The organism is Microbulbifer sp. A4B17 (assembly GCF_003076275.1).
GTDB lineage: Bacteria > Pseudomonadota > Gammaproteobacteria > Pseudomonadales > Cellvibrionaceae > Microbulbifer.
On the sequence record NZ_CP029064.1, the window covers coordinates 1035084 to 1059390 of the forward strand.

The 24307-nt window shown below is 54.0% G+C and carries 23 protein-coding genes; 22 read left to right on the top strand and 1 reads right to left on the bottom strand.

Annotated features, from left to right (window positions below; translation table 11 throughout):
* Positions 1 to 17 precede the first annotated feature (17 nt).
* Positions 18 to 821 carry an inositol monophosphatase family protein gene (locus BTJ40_RS04555; RefSeq protein ID WP_108731982.1) on the bottom strand — a complete coding sequence of 268 codons (804 nt, stop codon included), beginning with the start codon at positions 819 to 821 and terminating at the stop codon, positions 18 to 20.
* A gap of 135 nt (positions 822 to 956) precedes the next feature.
* Between BTJ40_RS04555 and trmJ the strand changes: the two genes are divergently transcribed.
* The 22 genes from trmJ (at position 957) to BTJ40_RS04660 (ending at position 24283) form a co-directional block, all read left to right on the top strand.
* The gene (trmJ, locus tag BTJ40_RS04560) at positions 957 to 1748 is read left to right on the top strand and encodes a tRNA (cytosine(32)/uridine(32)-2'-O)-methyltransferase TrmJ (protein WP_108731983.1); all 792 of its coding nucleotides are present in this window, start codon (positions 957 to 959) and stop codon (positions 1746 to 1748) included.
* Between the two features lie 106 nt (positions 1749 to 1854).
* A complete protein-coding gene (iscR, locus tag BTJ40_RS04565) occupies positions 1855 to 2331 on the top strand; it encodes a Fe-S cluster assembly transcriptional regulator IscR (protein ID WP_108731984.1) in 477 nt (158 codons plus the stop codon).
* A gap of 62 nt (positions 2332 to 2393) precedes the next feature.
* Complete coding sequence (locus tag BTJ40_RS04570; RefSeq protein WP_108735170.1) at positions 2394 to 3608, top strand: IscS subfamily cysteine desulfurase; 1215 nt, start codon at positions 2394 to 2396, stop codon at positions 3606 to 3608.
* 27 nt (positions 3609 to 3635) lie between these two features.
* Positions 3636 to 4058 (top strand): Fe-S cluster assembly scaffold IscU, encoded by a 423-nt coding sequence (gene iscU, locus BTJ40_RS04575; RefSeq protein WP_108731985.1) that lies wholly within the window; start codon positions 3636 to 3638, stop codon positions 4056 to 4058.
* Between the two features lie 44 nt (positions 4059 to 4102).
* On the top strand, positions 4103 to 4426 hold the full coding sequence (gene iscA, locus BTJ40_RS04580) for an iron-sulfur cluster assembly protein IscA (protein WP_108731986.1): 324 nt from the start codon (positions 4103 to 4105) through the stop codon (positions 4424 to 4426).
* Positions 4427 to 4562: 136 nt separating this feature from the next.
* Positions 4563 to 5090 carry a co-chaperone HscB gene (gene hscB / locus BTJ40_RS04585; protein WP_108731987.1) on the top strand — a complete coding sequence of 176 codons (528 nt, stop codon included), beginning with the start codon at positions 4563 to 4565 and terminating at the stop codon, positions 5088 to 5090.
* 63 nt (positions 5091 to 5153) lie between these two features.
* A complete protein-coding gene (hscA, locus tag BTJ40_RS04590; RefSeq protein WP_108731988.1) occupies positions 5154 to 7025 on the top strand; it encodes a Fe-S protein assembly chaperone HscA in 1872 nt (623 codons plus the stop codon).
* Positions 7026 to 7115: 90 nt separating this feature from the next.
* Positions 7116 to 7454 (top strand): ISC system 2Fe-2S type ferredoxin, encoded by a 339-nt coding sequence (gene fdx, locus BTJ40_RS04595; protein WP_108731989.1) that lies wholly within the window; start codon positions 7116 to 7118, stop codon positions 7452 to 7454.
* Between the two features lie 24 nt (positions 7455 to 7478).
* Positions 7479 to 7673 carry a Fe-S cluster assembly protein IscX gene (iscX, locus tag BTJ40_RS04600; protein WP_108731990.1) on the top strand — a complete coding sequence of 65 codons (195 nt, stop codon included), beginning with the start codon at positions 7479 to 7481 and terminating at the stop codon, positions 7671 to 7673.
* Between the two features lie 292 nt (positions 7674 to 7965).
* On the top strand, positions 7966 to 8394 hold the full coding sequence (gene ndk / locus BTJ40_RS04605; protein ID WP_108731991.1) for a nucleoside-diphosphate kinase: 429 nt from the start codon (positions 7966 to 7968) through the stop codon (positions 8392 to 8394).
* A gap of 63 nt (positions 8395 to 8457) precedes the next feature.
* On the top strand, positions 8458 to 9576 hold the full coding sequence (gene rlmN / locus BTJ40_RS04610) for a 23S rRNA (adenine(2503)-C(2))-methyltransferase RlmN (protein WP_108731992.1): 1119 nt from the start codon (positions 8458 to 8460) through the stop codon (positions 9574 to 9576).
* A 547-nt stretch (positions 9577 to 10123) separates the two neighbouring features.
* Positions 10124 to 12022 (top strand): cytochrome-c peroxidase, encoded by a 1899-nt coding sequence (locus BTJ40_RS04615; RefSeq protein WP_108731993.1) that lies wholly within the window; start codon positions 10124 to 10126, stop codon positions 12020 to 12022.
* A 597-nt stretch (positions 12023 to 12619) separates the two neighbouring features.
* A complete protein-coding gene (locus BTJ40_RS04620; protein WP_108731994.1) occupies positions 12620 to 14557 on the top strand; it encodes a cytochrome-c peroxidase in 1938 nt (645 codons plus the stop codon).
* A gap of 47 nt (positions 14558 to 14604) precedes the next feature.
* Positions 14605 to 14778 (top strand): hypothetical protein, encoded by a 174-nt coding sequence (locus tag BTJ40_RS22125; RefSeq protein ID WP_157953885.1) that lies wholly within the window; start codon positions 14605 to 14607, stop codon positions 14776 to 14778.
* 135 nt (positions 14779 to 14913) lie between these two features.
* Complete coding sequence (gene pilW / locus BTJ40_RS04625) at positions 14914 to 15690, top strand: type IV pilus biogenesis/stability protein PilW (RefSeq protein ID WP_238152135.1); 777 nt, start codon at positions 14914 to 14916, stop codon at positions 15688 to 15690.
* Positions 15680 to 16636 (top strand): RodZ domain-containing protein, encoded by a 957-nt coding sequence (locus tag BTJ40_RS04630; RefSeq protein ID WP_108731996.1) that lies wholly within the window; start codon positions 15680 to 15682, stop codon positions 16634 to 16636. Before pilW ends, BTJ40_RS04630 begins: the two co-directional genes overlap by 11 nt.
* A 100-nt stretch (positions 16637 to 16736) precedes the next feature.
* A complete protein-coding gene (gene ispG / locus BTJ40_RS04635) occupies positions 16737 to 17849 on the top strand; it encodes a flavodoxin-dependent (E)-4-hydroxy-3-methylbut-2-enyl-diphosphate synthase (RefSeq protein ID WP_108731997.1) in 1113 nt (370 codons plus the stop codon).
* 58 nt (positions 17850 to 17907) lie between these two features.
* The gene (gene hisS / locus BTJ40_RS04640) at positions 17908 to 19170 is read left to right on the top strand and encodes a histidine--tRNA ligase (protein WP_108731998.1); all 1263 of its coding nucleotides are present in this window, start codon (positions 17908 to 17910) and stop codon (positions 19168 to 19170) included.
* A 70-nt stretch (positions 19171 to 19240) separates the two neighbouring features.
* Positions 19241 to 19948 (top strand): tetratricopeptide repeat protein, encoded by a 708-nt coding sequence (locus tag BTJ40_RS04645; protein WP_108731999.1) that lies wholly within the window; start codon positions 19241 to 19243, stop codon positions 19946 to 19948.
* Positions 19948 to 21111 carry an outer membrane protein assembly factor BamB gene (gene bamB, locus BTJ40_RS04650; RefSeq protein ID WP_108732000.1) on the top strand — a complete coding sequence of 388 codons (1164 nt, stop codon included), beginning with the start codon at positions 19948 to 19950 and terminating at the stop codon, positions 21109 to 21111. Before BTJ40_RS04645 ends, bamB begins: the two co-directional genes overlap by 1 nt.
* A 144-nt stretch (positions 21112 to 21255) precedes the next feature.
* Complete coding sequence (gene der / locus BTJ40_RS04655; RefSeq protein ID WP_108732001.1) at positions 21256 to 22653, top strand: ribosome biogenesis GTPase Der; 1398 nt, start codon at positions 21256 to 21258, stop codon at positions 22651 to 22653.
* Positions 22654 to 22819: 166 nt separating this feature from the next.
* Complete coding sequence (locus tag BTJ40_RS04660) at positions 22820 to 24283, top strand: NAD-dependent succinate-semialdehyde dehydrogenase (RefSeq protein ID WP_108732002.1); 1464 nt, start codon at positions 22820 to 22822, stop codon at positions 24281 to 24283.
* The last annotated feature ends 24 nt before the right edge of the window (positions 24284 to 24307 follow it).

Here is a 24307-nt window from a genome sequence, read left to right on the forward strand (position 1 = left end):
GGAGTGCCGTAAAAAAATTAGCGCACGTGGCCCATATGTTTACCAACAATTTGTACCAGGGGCTTGAAGACTTTAGGGGTAGCGCAAACCAGATTGCCTGAATCCAGGTAATCCTCACCACCACGGAAGTCGCTGATCAGGCCGCCGGCTTCTTTGACCAGCAGGGAGCCCGCTGCGATATCCCAGGTGTTCAGGTACATCTCCCAGAAGCCGTCGAATCGCCCGGCAGCAACATAGGCAAGATCCAGTGCTGCAGCGCCAGGGCGGCGGATTCCCGCAGTTTGCCCAGCGATATCTTTTAGGGCAGCCAGGTAGGCGTCGATGTTATCCAGGGGCAGGCCATTGAAAGGAATACCGGTTCCAATCAGTGCGCCGCGCATGCCTTGCCGGGAGGAGACGCGAATACGACGGCCATTCAGAGCAGCGCCGCGACCGCGGCTCGCGGTAAATTCTTCGCGTTTGATGGGGTCCAGTACGACTGCGTGCTCAATGCGGCCGCGATAGCGACAGGCGATAGAGACAGCGAACTGCGGAACGCCGTGGATAAAATTGGTGGTGCCATCGAGGGGGTCGATAATCCACTCGTAATCGGGCTCTGCGCCCTCTTGCAGGCCGCTTTCTTCAGCGCGGATGCTGTGCTTGGGGTAGGCCTTGCGCAGGTGATAGATAATCTCCTGTTCGCTGGCCTTATCCACTTCAGTAACGAAATCGTTGCGCGTCTTTTCTTCGAATTTCATCAGGTCGCCGCGCTCCCAGGCCCGTTCGATCAGTTCTCCTGCCTTACGCGCCGCGCGCAGGGCAATATTTAGCATGGGTTCCATAACTATTCCGCACAAAGTGGTTAAAGGGGTTAAAAAGCAGGCCGCAGGTTAACTGCGACGGACGCGATTGTAGGGATTCCGATTGGTTTTTGCTACACTCGCGCGCCCCCATGACACCGATTTATTACTTTCAGTATGGCCAAGTCACCTTTAGACACGACTCCACTTGCTGCGCTCGACAATGTGCGCGTGGTTCTGGTTAACAGCGCACACCCCGGAAATATTGGTGGTGCGGCACGCGCGCTCAAGAATATGGGCCTGAGTCAGCTGTACCTGGTAGCGCCTCGGGAATTTCCTGCAGCCAATGCGGTTTGGCGTGCAGCCGGGGCAGCTGAGCTGCTCGATAGCGCCGTTGTGGTGGATACCCTGGAAGAAGCCGTGGCCGATTGTGGTCTTGTTGTGGCCACCAGCGCTCGCGAGCGCCGAATCCCTTGGCCCCTGCTGACCCCGCGCCAGTGTGGAGAGCGTACCGTCGCCGAGGCCGCGTCTCATCCGGTTGCTTTGGTGTTTGGCCGCGAGGACCGAGGGCTTACCAACGAAGAGTTACAGGCCTGTAACTACCATGTGCATATTCCTGCCAACCCGGAATACAGCTCACTGAACCTGGCGACTGCTGTTCAGGTGCTCGCCTACGAAGTGCGCATGGCGGCCTTGGAAGCGGAAAAGGGTGAGCCTGTGAATTACACCGATTGGGATCGCCCACCGGCCAAGGCCAGCGATATGGAGTTGTACTTCGATCACCTGCAGCAGGCGCTGGGCGAGCTGGGCTTTATTGACCCGGATAATCCCCGTCAGACAATGACCCGCCTGCGCCGACTGTATAGTCGGGTGCGCCCCGATGATATGGAGCTGGGTATCCTGCGCGGTATGTTGACCTCAATCCAGAATTACATTCATCGCTCTGGTGGTAAAGGGCGACCCGACTAGTTGAGTACCCGAGTGTCCCGCTAGGTTATATACTTGACTACAGTAGTGGGTTATTCCATACTCGCGCCCCGATCGGAAAAGGGCTGTACATCAGTTGGGAGCTGATATGCGTTTGACAACCAAAGGCCGCTACGCGGTGACTGCCATGCTGGACCTGGCGTTGCACGCTGATCGCGGACCGATCAGTCTGGCAGACATATCCAAGCGCCAGGGTATATCACTGTCCTACCTGGAGCAGTTGTTCTCCCGGTTGCGGCATTCTGGGCTGGTGTCCAGTGTGCGCGGGCCCGGCGGTGGCTATCGCCTGGCGCGGGATGGTAAAGAGATTTTCGTGGCGCAGATCATTGATGCAGTTAATGAGTCTGTAGACGCCACCAGCTGCGGCGGCAATGCGGATTGCGCCAATGGCGAACAGTGCCTGACCCACTACCTCTGGTCAGACTTGAGCGATCAGATTCATAGCTTCCTCAGCAGTATCAGCTTGGCCAACCTGGTTTCCCGAGCTGAGGTGCAGGAAGTAGCGCGTCGGCAGGATATGCGCGAGGCGCCGGAAGAGAGGGTCGCTGTACTCGGCGGCCTGTGATTGAGGCCCAAACGGGCCAGCAGACAGATATTAGAGATTTACTAAGCGGAAACGGTATGACTATGAAGCTTCCCATCTATCTGGACTATTCGGCTACCTGTCCGGTTGACCCACGTGTCGCCAAGAAAATGGCAGAGCAGCTGACGATGGAAGGCAATTTCGGCAATCCGGCCTCCCGCTCCCACCTGTTTGGTTGGAAAGCGGAAGAAGCAGTGGAGAATGCCCGACGCCAGGTGGCGGAGCTGATCAACGCCGATCCGCGCGAAATTGTCTGGACCAGCGGTGCCACCGAGTCCGACAACCTGGGTATCAAGGGTGCGGCCCACTTCTACCAGAGTCGCGGTAAGCACATCATTACCTCCAAAATTGAGCACAAAGCTGTTTTGGATACCTGCCGCCAGCTGGAGCGGGAAGGGTTTGAAGTGACCTACCTGAATCCCCGCGAAGACGGCATTGTCTATCCGGAGCAGGTTGAGGAAGCCATGCGTGAGGACACCACTGTGGTGAGCCTGATGCACGTCAACAACGAGATCGGGGTGATCAACGATATCGCTGCGATCGGCGAACTGTGTCGTTCGCGCAAAGTAATTTTCCACGTGGACGCGGCCCAGAGCGCTGGCAAGCTGCCGATCGACCTTCAGGAAATGAAAATTGACCTGATGTCCTTCTCTGGCCACAAAATTTACGGCCCCAAAGGTATCGGTGCCCTTTACGTACGCCGCAAGCCCCGCGTCCGTCTGGAAGCCCAGATGCACGGTGGCGGCCACGAGCGCGGTATGCGCTCCGGTACCCTGCCGACTCACCAGATTGTCGGTATGGGCGAAGCCTTTGGTATTGCTAAAGAAGAAATGGCTCAGGAAGCCGAGCGTCTGCGCTCTCTGCGCGACCGTTTCTGGGACCAGATCAAGGATATGGAAGAGGTCCATATCAACGGTTCCGCCGAGCAGCGAATTCCGGGCAACCTGAACGTGAGCTTTGCATTTGTAGAAGGTGAGAGCCTGATCATGTCGCTGCGCGACCTGGCGATCTCCTCCGGTTCCGCTTGTACCTCTGCGAGCCTGGAGCCCAGCTACGTACTGCGAGCCCTGGGTGTTAACGATGAACTGGCGCACAGCTCACTGCGCTTCAGCTTTGGTCGTTTTACCAGCGAGAGTGATGTCGACACCGCTGCCGCAGAAGTGCGCAAGGCAGTGGAGAAACTACGTGAATTGTCACCGCTTTGGGATATGTACAAAGACGGCGTAGACCTGAACAAGATTGAATGGGCCGCTCACTAAGCGCGCGCAAGAGTTAGGAGAAAAGTCATGGCCTATAGCGATAAAGTAATTGACCACTACGAGCACCCCCGCAATGTTGGACGTATGGACGACAAGGCGGACAATGTAGGCACCGGTATGGTGGGCGCGCCCGCCTGTGGTGACGTGATGCGCCTACAGATTCAGGTAAGCGACGAGGGCGTTATCGAAGACGCCAAGTTCAAGACCTACGGCTGTGGTTCCGCCATTGCCTCCAGCTCCCTCCTGACCGAGTGGGTGAAAGGCAAGACGATCGACGAAGCGGAGCAGATCAAGAACACTGCCATTGCAGAGGAGCTGGCGCTGCCGCCGGTAAAAATCCATTGCTCGGTTCTCGCCGAAGACGCGATTAAAGCTGCGGTTCGCGATATCCGTGAAAAGCGCGGTGAGTCCGATGACGCTGTAGAAGCCAAGGAATCTGCGGCGGGTTAACTTTTCGTCCAAATGTAGCGTCTAAACATAGCGAAGGTGTTGTTTTGGCTATTAGTATGACCGAGGCCGCTGAGGCCCACATTCAAAGTCAATTGGCCAAGCGAGGCAAGGGAATCGGCATTCGTGTCGGTGTCAAAACGGCCGGCTGTTCCGGTCTCGCCTATGTGCTGGAATTTGTCGATTCGTTCGAAGCCGAAGATACGGTATTTGAGCAAAACGGCGTCAAGTTGGTGGTGGACCCCAAGAGTCTGGTTTACCTCGACGGCACCCAGCTGGATTTCGTCAAGGAAGGCCTGAACGAAGGCTTCACCTTCTCGAATCCCAATGTAAAAAATGAGTGTGGCTGCGGCGAGAGTTTCCACGTCTGATTCGCTCTCGCCCCACAAGGCCGGGTGCGTTGCGCATACCGGCCTTTTTATTGGCTCCTCGGACAGTTGGGGGCCGTGCAGCAGTAAGCGGCAACTTCAGCCGCGTCCCAGGCTGTGCCCCAGTAGGTATATTCAGATGGCAACCAACCTGAACCATTTCGAAGTTTTTGGTCTGCAACCCGCGTTCGCGGTAGATCGCAGTGCCCTGGCGACCCGCTACCGGGAATTACAGCGGGAATTCCACCCGGACAAGTACGCTTCCCATTCCGAGGGCGAACAATTGTTAGCCATCAAAATGGCGGCTCAGATCAATGAGGCGCACACCGTTTTACGCGACCCGGTACAGCGCGCCGCTTACCTACTCAAGTTGGCCGGGGTAGATGTGCCACCCGAGCAGACCACCAAAGATACTGAATTTTTGATGCAGCAGATGATGTTGCGCGAGCGCCTGGAAGAAGTGCGCGAGCAGCCCGATCCTGCAGCTGCGCTGGATGAGCTCATTGCTGAGGCGCGGGGGCTGATCTCCAGTGAGGAACAGCGCTTTGCCGAAACTTATGACGGGGGCGACCTGGGTGCAGCAGAGGACTCTCTGCGCAAGCTTCAGTTCCTGGCCAAGCTTGAGAAACAAATTGACGAGCTGGAAGAAGACCTTTTCAACGACTAGTTGCGAGAGCACTGACTGAGAGGGCCAGACGGTACCGCGCCCCGCTTAAAGAAGAGATAACTAATGGCATTACTGCAGATTTCTGAACCGGGCCAGAGCCCAGCTCCCCACCAGCGCAAGCACGCAGTGGGTATCGATTTGGGGACCACTAACTCACTGGTAGCGACCGTGCGCAGTGGATCGGCAGAGGCCATTGCCGATGAGCAGGGTGAAGTGATCCTGCCATCAGCGGTGCACTACGGAGCCGAGGCGATTACCGTGGGTGCTGAAGCCCGCGCGTGCGCTGCAGGAGATCCCTACAACACCATGATTTCTATCAAGCGCCTGATGGGGCGAGGTGTTGCAGATATCAAAAGTTTTGGTGAGCAGTTGCCCTATCGCCTGGCTGAGAGCAGTGGTGGTATGCCTTCGATTGAAACTGCAGCCGGACCGGTAAACCCGGTGCAGGTATCGGCAGAAATCCTGAAAAAACTAGCCGCGCGCGGCCGCGAAGCGCTCTACGGCAAAGCGGGCGGTGAGCTGGATGGTGCGGTGATCACCGTGCCGGCCTACTTCGATGATGCCCAGCGCCAAGCGACCAAAGACGCCGCCCAACTGGCGGGCCTGAAAGTCCTGCGCCTGCTCAACGAGCCCACAGCAGCGGCTGTTGCCTACGGCCTGGATAAAGGCGAAGAGGGTGTGATCGCTGTCTATGACCTCGGTGGCGGCACCTTCGATATCTCTATTCTGCGCCTGTCCCGGGGTGTGTTTGAAGTCATGTCTACCGGCGGCGATACCGCTCTCGGTGGCGACGATTTCGATCGCACTATCGCTTCCTGGATCGCCGAGCAAGTGGGACTGGGTACTGATCTCGACGCCGCGACCCAGCGAGTCCTGTTAGACAGCGCTTGTGCTGCAAAAGAATCCCTGTCCAGTGTCGAGCAGGTGGAAGTGCAATACGGCGACTGGTCCGGTGTGCTCGACCGCGACACCATGGCTTCACTGCTGGACCCCCTGATCGACAAAACCCTACGCGCCTGCAAGCGCGCCCTGCGCGACGCCGGTATCAGTGCCGATGAGGTGCAGGAAGTGGTTCTGGTGGGTGGCTCCACCCGTACTCTGCGCGTGCGCGAGCGGGTTGAGGGTTATTTTGGCCGTCCCCCTCATGCGGAAATTGACCCCGACCAAGTAGTAGCAATCGGCGCCGCGATTCAGGCTGATGTACTGGTGGGCAATAAGTCCAGCGAAGAACTACTGCTGTTGGATGTTATTCCCCTTTCCCTTGGGGTTGAAACCATGGGTGGCCTCGCGGAAAAACTGATTGATCGCAACACGACGATCCCCGTCTCCAAGGCTCAGGAGTTCACCACTTTTAAAGATGGCCAGACTGCCATGGCGATCCATGTCGTGCAGGGCGAGCGGGAACTGGTGAGTGACTGCCGCTCGCTGGCGCGCTTTGAATTGCGCGGCATACCGCCGATGGTGGCCGGTGCCGCCCATATCCGTGTAACTTTCCAGGTGGATGCTGACGGTCTTTTGTCGGTGACAGCCATGGAAAAAAGCAGTGGTGTCAGTGCCGATATTACGGTTAAACCGTCTTACGGCCTGGAAGATAAGGATATTGCGCGCATGTTGCAGGAATCCTACACCCACGCCGCTGAGGATATCGCCCTGCGCGCCCTGCGCGAGGCTCAGGTGGAAGCGGAGAGGACCCTGGAAAGCATGTTGGTGGCCCTGCGTGAGAACGGCGCCCAGCTGCTGGACGAAGGTGAGTTAAATGAGCTTGAGCACGCGATGGAAGCTTTGCGCCTGGCCCATAACGGCGGCGACGCAGAGGAAATTCGTCGACGTATCGAAGCTTTGAATAAGTTGTCTGAGCCCTTTGCTGCAAAGCGTATGGACGCCTCTATCAAGCGCGCTATGCAGGGCCATAGCTTGGACGAATTTGATAAATAACCATGACCAGGCGCAGATCCTGCGCTGCCGGCGGCCGGGGAGTCGTTACTTTCTCCCCGTCGGATTGAGACCACAGAGGTTCAGTACCCCATGCCGAAGATAGTATTTTTACCCCATCCGGAAATGTGCCCCGAGGGCAAAGTGGTGGAAGCGGAGAGCGGTGTCAGCGTGATCGACGCGGCCCTGGCCAACGATATCGAAATTGAGCACGCCTGTGAAAAAGCCTGTGCCTGTACCACCTGCCACGTCATTGTGCGCGAGGGCTTCGATTCCCTGGAAGAGCCGGACGAGCTTGAAGAGGACCTGCTGGATAAAGCCTGGGGCTTGGAGCCGGAGTCTCGCCTGTCCTGCCAGGCGATTGTGGAAGATGAAGACCTAGTGGTCGAGATTCCCAAGTACACCATCAACCAGGTGTCGGAAAAGCACTGACCTGCACGCTGAGGAAGCTGAATCATGAAGTGGACTGATATTCACGATATTGCCATAGAGCTGAGCGAAGCTCACGAGGATGTGGACCCTCTGACGGTCAACTTTGTCGACCTGCGCAACTGGGTGATGGCGCTGCCCGGATTTGATGACGACCCTGAGCGCTGCGGAGAGAAAATCCTCGAGGCGATCCAGGCTGCCTGGATCGAAGAGCAGGAGTAACCGGCCTTTGGGGGCAGTATTGGCAAGAGAGTACAAAAGTCGATCAATACCCCGTATAATCCGCCGGCCGCGAAATGCGGTGATCAAAAATTGAGTACCCCCGGTGGGTATGAAAGGAATATCAGGGAAGAGCAACTGAGCAGGTTGCTCTTTCTTTATGTACGGAGCCTCTGAACAACTCCGCAACAATTCCGCAACACCTCTGCGGGCCTTCAAGGCCCGCCCTGTGGGGCTTACAGAGTTGTTCAGAGACTCCTAAGTTAAGTTACAAAAAATCAATTTGGAGATAACCATGGCCCTGGAGCGTACCCTTTCCATCATCAAGCCGGACGCAGTAGCCAAGAATGTAATCGGTGAAATCGAGAGCCGTTTTGAGAAAGCTGGCCTGAGCATTGTTGCCATGAAGATGGTTCAACTGTCCCGCGAAAAAGCTGAAGGTTTCTACGCTGAGCACAAAGAGCGTCCTTTCTTCAAAGACCTGGTTGACTTCATGACTTCCGGTCCAGTTGTTGTACAGGTTCTGGAAGGTGAGAACGCTATCCTGGCAAACCGCGACCTGATGGGTGCTACCAACCCTAAAGAAGCTGCTGCTGGCACCATCCGTGCTGACTTCGCTGACAGCATCGACGCCAACGCTGTACACGGCTCCGACTCCGCAGAGTCCGCTGCTCGCGAAGTAAGCTACTTCTTCGCCGACGACGAAATCTGCGCGCGCGCTTAATCCGCGCCACAAGTCGCACCGGTCTGTCTGGACCGGTGCAATTCTTCCCCCGAGGTGAAATGAATGACCACAGAGAAAACCAACCTGCTCGGCCTTTCAGTAGAAAAGCTGGCCGCCTTTTTTGAATCATTGGGCGAGAAGCGCTTCCGCGCTGTTCAGGTTTTAAAGTGGATTCACCAGAACGGGGTTGATGACTTTGCAGAGATGACCAATGTCAGCAAGGCCCTGCGTCAAAAGCTGGCGGAAGTGGCCGAAGTCCGTGCCCCGGAAGTATTGAATCAGTGGGATTCCGCCGATGGCACACGGAAATGGTTAATTAAAGTCTCCGGTGGCAATGCTATCGAGACTGTCTATATCCCCGATGGTGATCGCGGCACCCTGTGTGTCTCCTCCCAGGTGGGCTGTTCCCTGGATTGCAGCTTTTGTGCAACTGGCAAGCAGGGCTTTAACCGCGATTTAACGGCGGCAGAAATTATCGGGCAGGTCTGGATTGCCTGTAAATCTTTCGGTCAATTGGACCCGAAAGGACCACGCAAGGTTACCAACGTGGTAATGATGGGCATGGGTGAGCCGCTGCTCAATTTCGACAATGTGGTCGATTCCATGAACCTGATGATGGAAGACAACGCCTACGGCATTTCCAAGCGCCGCGTCACCCTGTCGACCTCCGGTGTAGTGCCCGCACTGGACCGCCTCGCCGATGTTACCGATGTGAGCCTGGCGATTTCCCTGCATGCGCCCAACGATGAATTGCGCAACGAGCTGGTGCCGATCAATAAGAAATACCCAATTGCAGTGCTGTTGGATTCTGCCAAGCGCTATATTGAGCGCATGCCGGATACGCACCGTAAAATGACCATTGAATACACGCTGATGCGCGAGGTAAATGATCGCCCGGAGCACGCTGAGCAACTGGCAGAACTGTTAAAAGATATTCCGGTGAAAATTAACCTGATCCCTTTTAACCCGTTTGAGCTGTCTGACTACCAGCGAGTGAGCAACAACGCCTTGCGCCGTTTCCAGCAGATTTTGCTCGACAAAGGGTATACCGTAACCGTGCGCACTACGCGCGGCGATGATATTGATGCGGCCTGTGGTCAGCTGGCAGGCAGTGTTAACGACCGCACCCGCCGTTCTGAGCGTTACCGCAATGCGGAACGCCCTGTCAGGATGATGAACTAATCGCTAATAATTTGTGAAACTGGTTGTCAATTTTCTGGCAGCCAAACAGGTTCAGGTCTTGTCTTTTCTTGTATAAATTATTGTACGGCCTGAACGTTCATTTCTTTTTTATTTTTCCCTGTCAACGGAATTGCCCTGTCTAACGTTTAACGCTCTAGGAAACTTTACCCTGGATGGGAGTGTTAGATATATGCATACCGTTAAACTAAAACGATCTTATTTTTCTTATTTGCAATTGGCTTGCAATATCCCAATGGCGAGTACAGTGGGTATCCGCTGGTGCAACACCTTCAGCAGGTATTGTGGCACTGAAGTGATGCAGTAGCCGCACCTGCATTTCCACTGTTAATAAAAGCACCATGTTGCTAGAGCATGCCTTCCAGTCACTTTTTTGATCTGGAACAAATTTCAGTGGACTCAGGCCCAAGTTCCCGAATAACGATATATAGAGACATTAGTGCCTCTGCGTATTGCCGAAGTAATTGATAATTCATTTATTTCTTGGGATCTGGAATAAAAAAATTATTGAAGGGACAGTTCAATATTTATGAACGATAAAAAAAAGCAATTTACTCTATCGCCGTCAGTACTGGCAAAGCTTATGGTCATATCCATATTTCTTTTGCTTGCTGGTTGTGGCGGCGGCAGTTCCTCCAGTAGTGGTGATGGGTCAACTACCGAAACTGGTAGTGGTTCCAGTTCCGGGGATAGCTCCGATGCAGGTGATGATTCCAGCTCGGATTCAGAGCAGGGTACTGTCGTTGCTGAGTTGATCGCAAACCCCTTCTCCGGCACCAGTATCGGGCTTTCCTGGGAGGACTCTGAAGAGACTTACACTATCTATCGTGATGGAGAAGCAATCGCTGAAACTACCGATAACTTTTATGTCGATGAGGATTTATCAATAAATACAGAATATACCTATTGGGTCGGTGTGGGGGATATTGGTAGTGGAACTGACAGTGTTGTTACAAAGACACTGGTTAATAACACTAATGATGGCCTTAGCAATGGTGCTGATGCCGATACTATTGATAAGCGGATCGTTGATTTTGAAGAGTGCCAAAATGCGCGTACTGCGATAGACGTTGCCGATGATAGCCTCGATAGCTGCTTGCAGGCGGTACTGGATGAGGTGGGAATGGCGGAGCAGTTAGAGGATATGCGCGCTTTTGCTGCCAGGGTAAGGAGTGAGCAAGACCCAGCGATGGTTGAGCTGGGAATGCGTTTATTTCACAGTAAGAGCCTCAGTGCCAACGGCGATACTTCCTGCTCCTCTTGCCACCATCCAGCAATAGGCTGCGCTGGTGACGATCTCTCTATGCCCATCGGCGTTAACGCTGTTGCCCCCGACACGCTGGGCCCAGGGCGATCCGATGGTGAGAACGAAGTGCCGCTGGTGGCGCGCAATGCCCAGCCTATCTGTAACGTTGGGCTCTGGGATAATGGGCTCTTCTGGGATAACCGAGTTAGCCTTACCAGCGACGGGGGTCTTAGAACTGACTCAAGGGATGTAACCAATAATACCGAAGCGGCAGTAGGCACGGGGACTCTGGCTCTTATGATGGCCCAGGCGCATTTTCCCGTAACGGATGCCGCTGAGATGGGAGATATTTCCGAATTTGGTTACGACGAAAGTAGTGATGACGGGCTTACCAATTACCGCGAGGAGTATCTCGTAACAAAGCTCAACCAGGAATCCTGGGGCCCCTTATTTACTGATGCTTATGGCGACTCCGATATCGACTTCAGCAGGATTGCACAGGCGATTGCTGCCTATGAGGCGGTCTATATTTTTATCGACAACCCCTTCTTTGACTATGTCGACGGAGAGCTGAACGCTTTGGATAATGACCAGAAGCGTGGAGCAATCACCTATTTTACCCCCGGTTCTGGCTGTAGCATATGCCACTCGGGTGCCTTCTTTACTAACCAGGGGTTAAGAGTTGTCAACTATCCCCAGATTGGTGTCGGCAAAGATGAAAGTGGTAGTGGTGCTGATTGGGGAGGCGCTGTCCTGGGGGGGTTCCGTGTTCCAACTCTGCTCAATGTGGGGATAACTGGACCCTGGGGGCATGCTGGGCAGTTTGGTTCCCTGGAAAGAAATATCGAGCATTATGCCGGCCAAGCGGATTCGGTGTCCCGGTATTTCGCCAACAGTGAAATGTGCGACCTGGATCAGTTTGATGAACTCGATGACTGTGCGGCGAAAGTTGCTCCCAACGGCCTGGAATTAACCGAGGCAATACTGGCGATAGATGGCGACGCATCTCTTCCTATAGATGAAGATGAAACCGAACTTTTGGCAGCATTTCTTGAGGCCCTCACCGATCCGGATGCAGCGAATATCAATTCAAATGCAATCCAGTCCCTGATTCCACCCCGCGATGGTGGTCCCGATGGGATGCAGCTGGATGCAAGAGACGGGGCTGGCAGAAGTCTATAGTACACGGAGCGCTGACTCACTTGGGGGATAAACATGTTGGCTGCGTTTTATTGTGGACATAAGTTGAAATAACCGGCCAGCTGTCAACTACTACTTTCAAAGCTGCTAGAAATTATGAACAGCTTTTTTGCCTGTTATATATTTTTTGAATACAGTTTGTTTCTGCTTCAGGCTCTTCTCACTTTCCATCTTTGTAAAACATCGGTAGAAATAGTTGATGGGACTAACGGTCGCGAAGAGCCAAATTTAAATATTTAATTTGTGTGCTTGCTTGAACAAGTGATGTGGTTATTAGTTTTTATTAAAGCCTCGGTTGTAAGAGCGTATGTAATGCTCTATTGCGACTTTCTTAGCAGTTCTTCCTCCTTTAAGTCGATACAGTAGGCCTAGCTATTATTCACTTAAGGGACTTGTCTGTGCCTGTGGCAAGGCGGAAGTTACCTTGTCTCAATTTAAGTGAACTTTAATTTGCGGTTTTATTTGCAATTACTCAGTAAGTGTTTCCTTACCCTTTGGCGTCAGTACTGGCACTTAGGTCTGTATTTGCTGTCCAGAACCCGGGATAAGAAAAGGTCATTGACGGGCAGGTCAAGAACTATGAACGCTGATAAAAATCAATTAACACTATCGCCGACTGCGCTGGTAAAGCTGTTGGTCCTACCTTTATTTCTTGTGATGGTGGGCTGTGGAGGAGGTGGTTCCTCCAGCAGCGATAGTGATTCATCCACAGAGACTACAGATACTGGAAGCGGCGGAGATTCTGGCGATGATTCCGATGATGATGGTAGCAGTGATTCTGATAACGATAGTGATGATGGCACCGATTCAGGGCAGGGGATCGTTCCTGCTGAATTGATTGGCAATGCATTTTCCGGCACCAGCATCGGCCTTTCCTGGGAGAGTACTGGTGCGACCTATGTAATCTACCGGGATAATGTGAGAGTTGCGGAGACCGCTGAGGGGTACTATGTCGATGAAGGTCTCTCGGTGGATACCGAGTACACCTATTCGGTAACTACCGGCGATGTCGACAGCGAGGACGAAACAGCCAGCGTCACAGCCAGAACATTAGTGAATAACACTAATGATGGACTCAGTAATGGCTCAGATGCAGACGGTGCTGATAACCGGACTTCTGATTTCGACGAATGTCAAAATGCACGTTCAGCCGTAAATATTGCTGATGGCAGCCTCGACAGCTGCTTGCAGGCAGTTTTGGAAGATGTTGGTATGGCTGAGCAGTTGGAAGATATGCGCGCATTTGCGGCCCGGGTGAGAAGTGAGCAGGACCCTGCCATGGTGGAGTTGGGTATGCGCCTGTTTCATAACAAAAGCTTGAGTGCCGATAGCGATGTATCCTGTTCCTCTTGCCACCACCCGGCAATAGGCTGCGGTGGGGATGATTTATCCATGCCGATTGGTGTCGATCCTGTCGATGCTGATCTAGTGGGCCCCGGTCGCTCTGACGGTCAGAATGAAGTGCCGCTGGTACCGCGTAATGCCCAACCGATTTGTAACGTTGCACTTTGGGATAGCGGCTTATTTTGGGATAACCGCGTTGCCATAAATGGTAATGGGGGGCTTAGAACAGACTCCCGGGATGTTACTCGCAATACTGAGGCAGCAGTGGGTACTGGAACCCTGGCACTGATGATGGCCCAGGCCCATTTCCCGGTCACTGAGGCTGCAGAGATGGGGGATATCACTCAGTTTGGCTACGACGACACCAGCGATGATGGCTTTACCGATTACCGCGAGGATATTCTCGCTACGAAATTGAGCCAGGACTCTTGGGGTGCGATGTTCACAGCGGCCTTTGGCGATTCAGCAATTAATTTCAGCAGAATTGCCGAGGCAATCGCCTCCTATGAGGCGGTGCAGATTTTCATCGACAACCCTTTCTTTGATTATGTTGATGGTGATCTCACAGCCCTCGATAATGATGAAAAACGCGGTGCAATAACCTTTCTGACACGCAATTCAGGGTGTACTAATTGCCACTCAGGTGCCTTCTTCTCCAATCAGGGCTTAAGGGCGGTCAGTTATCCACAGATAGGTATTGGTAAGGATGAGAGTGGCAATGGTGCCGATCTAGGTGGTAACGGTAGCGGCAGTTTCCGCACTCCCACCCTGCTCAATGTCGCGCTTACCGGTCCCTGGGGGCACGCTGGCCAATTCGGTTCTCTGAAGAGAAACGTTGAGCACTATACCGGCCGAGCCGACTCCGTCTCACAGTACTTCACAAACAGCGAAATGTGCGATCTGGATCAATTTGCTGAAGTGGGTGAGTGTGCGGCAAAAGTTGCCCCTAATGGTCAAGCCCTCACAGAGGCGCTGCTGGCTGAAAATGGCGATGGTGCTGTCAACCTGGACGATGACGAAGTTGATTTACTGGTGGCATTTCTCGAGGCCCTAACCGATCCAGATGCCGCAAATACCAGTTCCAACGCGGTCCAGTCGTTGATTCCACCTCGTGATAGTGGCCCCGACGGCATGCAGCTGGATGCGCAAGACCAGGAGGGTAATCAACTCTAAATGTTTGCTGCATTTCTTTTACTTTTTCCACCAGTACCGAGGTACTGGTGGAATGGCAATACCTGACAAAGTCATCAGTAAATGGAATTGATTGGGTTTTAGGGCTGCAACTGGCAAGGCTTTCCGGCAGTATAGGGTTTTGGGAAGCGCCAGCTGAGGCGGAAACAGATTTCTCACAGAAAATACCGATTCGCGCATTTATCACTATCAACGGACGCTAGTGATCGATGTCGGGTTTGCTGTGTTTTGCGGGCTCGCTTTGTCCAGGGATTGGCTGCGGCACTGATTGGTGTATTGGTAACACCCGCACAATCTCTCTGGGCCGATAAGTGAAGAATAAAGATACAGGTGATGTAGTGTCCGCGAAATTTAAGAGCCTTTCGCTCCTAGTGCTGCTCGGTACTCTGTTGGGGGGCTGTGTAACTTCTGGAGGGGCTGAGCGCAAAGAGGTTGATCTGGATAAGGCATTGGAGACCCATGTTCAATTGGGGCTACGCTATTTGCGTGATCCAGATAACAGGGAGCAATCCCGTCGCCATTTGAACCGTGCATTGGAATTAGGTAGAAAAAATCCGTTGGCACATCACGGCCTGGCGTTGCTCTACCAAGTAGACGGCGAGCTGGATATTGCCGAGTCTCACTTTAAAAAAGCCCTGCGCTATAGCGATGGGTTTTCCATGGCCCACTCTAATTACGGTGTTTTCCTCTATAAGCAAGAGCGTTATAAAGAAGCTCTAAAGCAGTTCGAATACGCCTCTACAGACCTCACCTACAACCGCCGCTCATTCGCCCTGGTCAACTATGGTCGCACGGCCGCACGTTTGGGGTTTGTGGAGAAGGCGGAAGGGGCTTATGCCAGGGCCCTGGCATTGAACCCCGATTTGCCTCTGGCCCTGATCGAAATGGCCGAACTGAAATTTAACTCTGGCGATTATGCAAAATCCAAGGCATATCTAGACCAGTTCAGTGAAAAAAATCGCCAGACCCCCCAGTCACTGTGGTTGGGTATTCGTATTGAAAAGGTGTTTGGCAATCGCGACAAGGAGCGTAGTTACGCCCTTGCTTTGAAGAATTTGTACCCGTACTCTGCGGAGACACTGAAATATCAGGAGTTGAGTGGTAATGACGGATAGTAGTCCCGAGCACTGCGATGGCGGTGAGGTCGTATCCAGTACGCAAACTTCTATAGGTTCTGCCGGCAGTCTCTTGCTTGCTGCCCGTGAAGCGGCGGGGCTGTCCCGCGCGGAGCTATCGCAACGTCTTTGTATTATCGATAACACGGTCGAGTGGATCGAAAGTGATAATTATGAGCGGCAGCCGGAACCCGTCTACACACGAGGCTACATTCGAAACATTTGCCGTGAGTTGAATGTTCCTGCTGAGCCGGTCTTGGAAGCCTACGACAGGGACCGGCCCCAGCCAGCACAGCGCAATGAGACCCGACGAATCACGAAGGCGGAAGCCTTCAGACCCGCACGCAAACGGGGGCACGGGGCTCTGGCCCTTATACCTCTGCTACTCGCTGGCGGCGTCTTCTGGTGGAAATACGGAACCCCGGTCAATATTCCCGGTATCCCCTTGGGCGAGGACAACGCTGAATTGGTTGCCGAAATCCCTGTAGCCAGTGAAGTTGCTGCTAGTCCTGTAAATGGGGTTGAGCCACAAGAAGTAGTGGTTGAGAAATTGAGTTCCGCGACATTTGCTCCCGCCGCAAACGAGGTTGCTGATGTTCAGCCTGAGGTTGCCATTGCTGAAACAGTAAAATCTGAGCCCGCGGTTTCCATCGCAACCGTGAGTGAACCGGTTCCCACTCAGGTGGCCCAGTTAGATCAGGCTCTGCAGGGTGCTCTGCGGCTGCGTTTTGATGAGGATGCCTGGGTTGAGGTGAAAGACGCACAAGGTGTTGTCCTGCTGGCTGGTGTTCAAGCCGCTGGCAGCTCCAAAGCATTGGATGGACGCGCCCCATTTGAGCTGATGCTGGGGAATGCCCGTGCAACCCATGTGGTTTATCGCGATGAAACCATCGACAGCAAGCCAATTGGCGACCGCCGTACCCGCCGCCTGATTGTTGGCGATTGATATGATCTCCCCCCGTTTGGGCGTGAACTCTGTAGGTTTGCGCCCAATCTCTCTATAATCTCCCCCTCGATTTTTATCTGAAATACCGTCAGGTCAGCCTATGCAATTTGAATCTCCCATTGTCCGCCGCAAGTCGCGCCAGATCATGGTGGGTGATGTACCGGTCGGAGGGGATGCTCCGATCTCGGTGCAAAGTATGACCAATACCGAAACCTGCGATGTAGAAGCTACTGTTGGTCAGATTCAGCGTCTGGAACAGGCCGGGGCCGATATAGTGCGGGTTTCTGTGCCCAGCATGGATGCCGCAGAGGCGTTTGGAGAAATTAAAAAACAGGTGAATGTCCCTTTGGTCGCAGACATTCACTTCGATTACCGTATTGCCCTGCGGGTCGCAGACCTGGGGGTGGATTGCCTGCGTATTAATCCCGGTAATATTGGCCGTGAGAAGCGTATTCGCGCGGTAGTGGATAAAGCCCGCGACCTGAATATCCCAATTCGTATCGGTGTTAATGCGGGTTCCCTGGAAAAAGATCTTCAGAAAAAGTACGGCGAACCCACGCCAGATGCTTTGGTAGAGTCAGCCCTACGCCATGTGTCGATCCTGGACAGCCTGGACTTCCAGGACTTTAAGGTCAGTGTAAAAGCATCGGATATCTTTATGGCCACTGCGGCCTATCGCAAGCTGGCCCAACAGATTGAACAACCGCTGCATTTGGGTATTACTGAAGCCGGTGGCTTGCGTGCCGGTACGGTGAAATCGGCTATTGGTCTTGGTGCACTGTTGCTGGATGGTATCGGTGATACTCTGCGGGTTTCCCTGGCCGCAGATCCGGTGGAAGAGGTCAAAGTTGGTTGGGACCTGCTCAAGAGCCTGCGTTTGCGTAGCAAGGGTATCAACTTTATTGCCTGCCCCAGTTGTTCGCGCCAGAACTTCGACGTGGTGAAAACCATGAACGAATTGGAGACTCGTCTGGAAGATGTGACCACACCGCTGGATGTGGCAGTAATTGGCTGTATCGTTAACGGCCCCGGCGAAGCAAAAGAAGCGGATGTGGGCCTGACCGGCGGTACCCCGAGCCATGCAATCTATGTGGACGGCCAGCCTGACCGCAAGTTTAAGAATGAAAACCTGGTCGATGATCTGGAGCGTTTGATTCGCGAGAAGGCGGCTGCCAAGGCCGAGCGCGAAGCCGACATCATCGCCAAAGCATAGAAGGCATTGGCTCTCTGTGCACCAGCAAGTTAATTGAGTGAAAAATTAAGGAACAGCGTTGAAACAGCTTCGCGCAATTCGCGGCATGAACGACCTGCTACCGGAGCAATCCCCGGTATGGCAGTACGTGGAAGCCACACTGAGTGAACTCACCAGCCGTTATGGCTACACCGAAATTCGCACTCCCTACCTGGAGGCGACCCAATTATTTAGCCGCGCAGTGGGCGAGGCCACCGATATTGTCGAGAAGGAAATGTACACCTTCGATGACAAGAGCGGTGACAGCGTTACCCTGCGCCCCGAGGGCACTGCTGGCACCGTGCGTGCGGCTATCCAGAATAACCTGTTGATCCAGCCCCAACGCCTTTGGTATTTCGGCCCTATGTTCCGTTATGAGCGCCCGCAGAAGGGGCGCCTGCGCCAGTTTCACCAGTTTGGTGTCGAGGTGTTTGGTATCGAAGGACCGGATATCGATGCAGAAATCCTGATTATGACCGCGCGACTGTGGCGTCAGCTAGGTATCAGCGACCACGTCACCCTGCAGATTAACTCCCTGGGCAACGCCGACAGCCGCGCCGCCTATAGAGACGCCCTGGTCGCTTATTTAAGTGAGCGCCGTGACCAGTTGGATGAGGACAGCCAGCGCCGCTTGGAGCGCAATCCGTTGCGGATTCTCGACAGCAAAAATGTGCAGACCCAGGAACTGCTTGCGGATGCGCCCTGTCTACTGGACTTCCTCGATGAGGAATCCGCCGCCCATTTCAGTCAGCTGAAGGCGCTGCTGGACGGGGCTGAGGTCGAATATGAGATCAATCCCAAACTGGTGCGCGGTCTCGATTACTACGGAAAAACCGTATTTGAATGGGTAACAGATAGCCTGGGTGCTCAAGGTACGGTCTGTGCTGGTGGTCGTTACGATGGCTTGGTAGAGCAAATGGGAGGTAAAGCCACTCTTGGAGTGGGTTTTGGTTTAGGTGTTGAACGACTGGTTTTGATGCTGGAAACCCTGCAAGTGCTGCCGGAGTCACTTTCGCAGCAGGTGGATGCCTACCTGGTTGCCGTGGGTGATGTACAATCAGCCGCCTTGGCTGCTGCCGAGCAACTGCGCGACGAGTTGCCTTGGCTGCGACTGCAGCTGCACTGCGGTGGAGGAAGCTTCAAGAGCCAGATGAAGAAAGCGGATAAGAGCGGCGCCGATTATGCACTGATTATCGGCGAAGATGAGGCTGCAAATGGTCAGATTACAGTGAAATACCTTCGCGCTGACCAACCGCAGCAAACGCTGGCGCCAAAAGAGCTGGCAGCACTGCTGCAAGGTTGAAAGAAACACTGAGGGAGGCGGAGGCCCCCGCCGGGAAAGTTAGTAATCTACAGGAAAGGCAAATTACCCAATGTCTGAGCATCTTACCGAACAAGAACAAATAGAAACGCTAAAACGCTGGTGGGCGGAAAATGGCAAGGGAATTATGACTGGCGTGGTGCTGGCCCTGGCCGGTTACTTCGGCTATCAGTGGTGGCAGGGAGATCAGCGCACCAAGGCTGAAGCGGCCTCTGACCTGTACCAGACTTTTGTTGAAGCGGTCTCCGCCAACAACAATCAGCCGGACAACAAGCAGCTCACCACTGCCAGGAATGTGGCCGAGCAGCTTAAAGATGACTTTGGCAAGCGTATTTACGCGAGCCAGGCTGCATTGCGTCTCGCAGCTATTTCTGCAGAGAGCAACGACCTGGAAGCCGCGCAGCAACAACTGCAGTGGGTACTGGACAACACCAGTGAAACCAGCCTGGAGCTGCTCGCTAAGCGCCGCCTTGCGGCTGTTGTTGCAGCTCGGGGTGAGCCGGATGAAGGACTGAAATTGCTCGAGGGCACTGTGCCCCCGGCATTCGCAGCCCTTTATTCTGAGACTCGAGGTGATATCCTGAAGCAAAAGGGTGACACCGCTGGTGCCCGTGCTGCTTACGAGCAAGCATTGACAGAACTGCTGCCTGAGCAAGCGGGCAACACCCAACTTCTGCGCCTGAAGGCGGAAAGCCTGGCGGTAACCGAGAGCAGTGACGCTCAGAACCAAACCGAGCCTGTATCTGAGGGAGACGAGTAATGGGATTTCTGAATCGCGCTGCGGGTCGCACTGCAGCGGTGGCGCTAGCGGTAGCTCTTGCCGCCTGCGCCTCTAATGACGAGAAGGAAGATGTCGACCCCGTCGAACTGGTGGATATTAACTCCACCGTTGCCCTGCAAGAGGTCTGGTCTGCCGATATCGGTGGAATCGACCAAAAGCGCTACGCGATGCTACAGCCGAGCCTGATTGATGGCCGCCTGATCGCCGCCAGTAGCGATGGAGAGGTCACTGCCTTCGATCGCAGTTCGGGGCGCAAGCTCTGGGAAACCGATCTGGATGTAGATCTGAGCGGTGGTGTGGGTACCGGCCTGGGTATTGCGGTAGTGTCTGATTACCGTGGACGTGCAGTGGCCCTGGACCTTAACAGCGGTTCGGAACTGTGGAATTACCAGGTTTCTGGTGAAGTAGTTTCCGCTCCGGCTATTGGCGCGGGTGTGGTGGTTCTGCAAACCGTTGACGGAAAGCTGGTCGGCCTCGATGCCTCCAATGGTGAAGAGTTGTGGAGCCACAATACTAACTTGCCAGTATTGACCCTGCGCGGTACGGCGGCCCCCGTTATCAGCGGTGGCATGGTGATAGCTGGCCTGGATAACGGCAAGTTGCTGGCCCTGGATGCCCGTGACGGTATCCAGCGCTGGGAACAGCGTGTTGCAATTCCCCAGGGATCTGCGGAGCTGGAGCGAGTAGTGGATATCGATGGCGCTCCGGTTGTGCGCGGTGATCTGGTGTTTGCCGCCAGCTACCAGGGCCGGGTTGTCGCCCTGTCCAAGGACAATGGTCGTGGCCTCTGGGCTCGCGATGCCTCCACTCACCACGAAGTGGCAGTGGGCGGTGGCCATGTCTACCTCAGTGATGCCTCCGGCAGTGTCTACGCCTACAATGTGGGCAGCGGACAGATAGAGTGGAGCAACAACGAGTTGTTGCGCCGCGAATTGAGTGGGCCAGCTTTCTTCCAGGACGTGGTCGTTGTCGGGGATCTGGAAGGCTACCTGCATGTGCTGGACCCCACTACCGGACAATTTATTGGCCGCGAGCAGGTGGATGGCGATGCGATACGTATTCCCATCCTGGTAGATGGCGACCTGATGTTTGTACTGTCGGATGACGGCAAACTATCGGCCTTGCGCCTCTCCGGTTCCTGATAACCGCACCCAGTTGTTAAGGCGGACAAGCTGTTCGCCCTAGGGCCCAGAGCCCACAAATGGAGCCTGTTAAGCAGGCTTATTGAGATCGCCCGCCTTGCGCGGGCTTTTGTATTTTTTTATTCGGCTAAAACCAGAATTTGTATGCTGCCAGTAATTGCCCTGGTCGGGCGCCCCAATGTGGGCAAATCCACACTTTTTAATCGGTTGACCAAGACACGCGATGCCTTGGTGGCCAACTATGCCGGACTCACCCGTGACCGCAAATATGGTGAGGCTGAAATTGACGGGCGCAAGCTGTTACTGGTTGATACCGGAGGTATTTCCGGTGGCGAAGAAGGCATTGATGCGGCTATGGCTGAACAGTCAATGCAGGCCATCGAAGAAGCGGATTTCGTACTCTTTCTGGTGGACAGCCGCGCTGGCCTGACCCCAGCGGATGAGATGATCGCCGAGCGCCTGCGCACCCGCTCCAAGCCCACCTTCCTGGTGGCTAACAAAGTTGATGGAGTAAATCCGGATATTGCCCTGGCACCGTTTTATGAGCTGGGCATCGGCGAGCTTTTCCCAACGACTGCCACCCACGGGCGTGGTGTTCGCACCCTGATGCAGCGAGTCATCGAGGATCTGCCAGAACAGGAGGCTGAAGAGGAAGCTGAGGAAGCGACCGGAATCAAGATCGCCATTGTGGGCCGCCCCAATGTGGGTAAGTCCACCCTGGTCAATCGCCTGTTGGGTGAAGACCGGGTCGTTGTATTCGATCAGCCCGGCACAACCCGGGATAGCGTCTATATCAATTATGAGCGCGATGATAAGCCCTACACCCTGATCGATACCGCCGGTATTCGGCGCCGCAAAAATATCAAGGAGTCGGTGGAGAAGTTCTCTATCGTCAAAACCTTGCAGGCGGTGGAAGATGCCAATGTGGTGGTGCTGGTGATCGATGCCCGCGAGGGCCTGGTGGACCAGGATATGCACCTGATGGGCAGCGTAGTGCAGGCGGGGCGCGCATTGGTTGTGGCCCTGAACAAATGGGATGGCCTGGAAGCGGATCACCGCGACTATGTGAAAGCCGAGCTGGAGCGCCGACTGCGTTTTGTGGACTTTGCCGATGTGCACTTTATTTCCGCGCTACACGGTACCGGTGTTGGACACCTGTATGAGTCCATTGAGGGGGCTTACCAGAGTGCGACCGACAAGCTGTCCACTAACCACCTCACTCGTATCCTGCAGTGGGCGGTTAGTGAACACCAACCACCACTGGTGCATGGTCATCGCATCAAGTTGCGCTACGCTCACGCGGGCGGACAAAATCCGCCGGTTATTGTGATCCACGGCAATCAGACTGAACAGGTACCGTCACACTATGTACGCTACCTGGAGAAGACTTTCCGCAAGGCTTTGGACCTGCATGGCACCCCGGTAAAAATTGAGTTCCGTACCAGCTCCAATCCCTACGCAGACAAAAAGAACAAGCTGAGTGACCGCCAGAAGGCCAAAAAGCGCCGTCTGATGAAGTTTGTTAAGAAGAAGAAAAAATAAGCGGCGGTAACTGAGGTTACCCGCAAGCTGGCAAGGGATACTGCCGGTTTGTACTGCACTTCAGCTTCTGAACTTGTAACCCACGATCTAATGGCAGAGTGGGATTTCAATCGTACCAGTGAACCCGTTATTGGCGGGGCAGGGAAGAAACCACAAGGAGAATACGATGTTGAAGCTGAAGAATCCTGCGTTGCTGCGCAGCCAGTCCTATATCAATGGTCAGTGGGTGGATGCTGATTCTGGCGACACCTTCGATGTGCTGGACCCTGCAACTGGCAAAGTAGTAGCCGGTATCGCTAACCTGGGAGCAAATGAGACCCGCCGCGCTATAGAGGCTGCTGATAAAGCCTGGCCCGCCTGGCGCGATACCCCGGTAAAAGAAAGAGCGAAAATACTCAGGCGCTGGTATGACCTGATAATTGCCAATGCCGATGATCTCGCCATTATTTTGACGGCAGAACAAGGGAAGCCATTGGTTGAGGCCAGAGGCGAGATTGTCTATGGCGCCAACTATGTTGAATGGTTTTCCGAAGAGGCCAAGCGCATATATGGTGATGTGATAAGCCCACCCTCTAATGATAAGCGGATTATAGTAATTAAGCAGCCCGTGGGTGTGACCTGTTCCGTAACACCGTGGAATTTCCCCAATGCTATGATCGCGCGCAAAATGGCCCCAGCCATTGCAGCGGGTTGCCCATTTATCGCCAAGCCAGCTTCTGAAACGCCACTTTCTGCCTTGGCAATAGCGGTACTCGCTGAAGAGGCCGGTGTACCTGCTGGGGTTTTCAATATTGTCGCAGGGGACAAGGCACCGGAAATTGGCGCTGAGATGACATCCAACCCCCTGGTGCGGAAATTTACTTTTACCGGTTCCACTGCTGTTGGTAAATTGCTGCAAGCCCAGTGCGCGGCGACCATGAAAAAAACCTCCATGGAATTGGGCGGTAATGCGCCATTTATTGTTTTTGATGATGCGGATATCAATGAAGCGGTAAAAGGGGCAATTGTGTGTAAATATCGCAATGCCGGTCAAACCTGTGTCTGTGCCAACCGGATTTTTGTTCAGGAGGGTGTTTACGACGAGTTTGCACAGAAATTTAGTGATGCGGTAAATCAACTCTCCATGGGGAGTGGTTTCGATAGTGGTGTCGATATAGGTCCGATGATTACCACTAAAGCGGTGAAGAAAACGGAATCTCTGGTAGAAGATGCACTGCAGAAAGGAGCGCAAACCCTGGTTGCTGGAGGACCCAGCACTTTAGGTGCATGCTTCTACTCCCCGGTAGTTTTAGGCGGTGCGACCGATCAAATGCATCTATTCAAAGAGGAAATTTTTGGACCTGTAGCGCCGCTTTTTAAGTTCTCCACAGAAGAAGATGTCATTCAAATGGCCAACGATACTGAGTTCGGCCTGGCTTCCTATTTTTACTCCAGGGATATTGGCCGCATCTGGAGAGTTGCTGAAGGGCTTGAATACGGAATGGTCGGTATTAACGAAGGTATTATTTCCAATGAAATGGCACCATTCGGTGGTGTAAAAGAATCCGGACAGGGACGTGAGGGCTCCAAGTACGGTATTGAAGATTATCTGGAAATAAAATATCTGTGTGCCGGCGGTATTGATAAGTAGTTTGTAAAAAGTGTTTGGATTTTA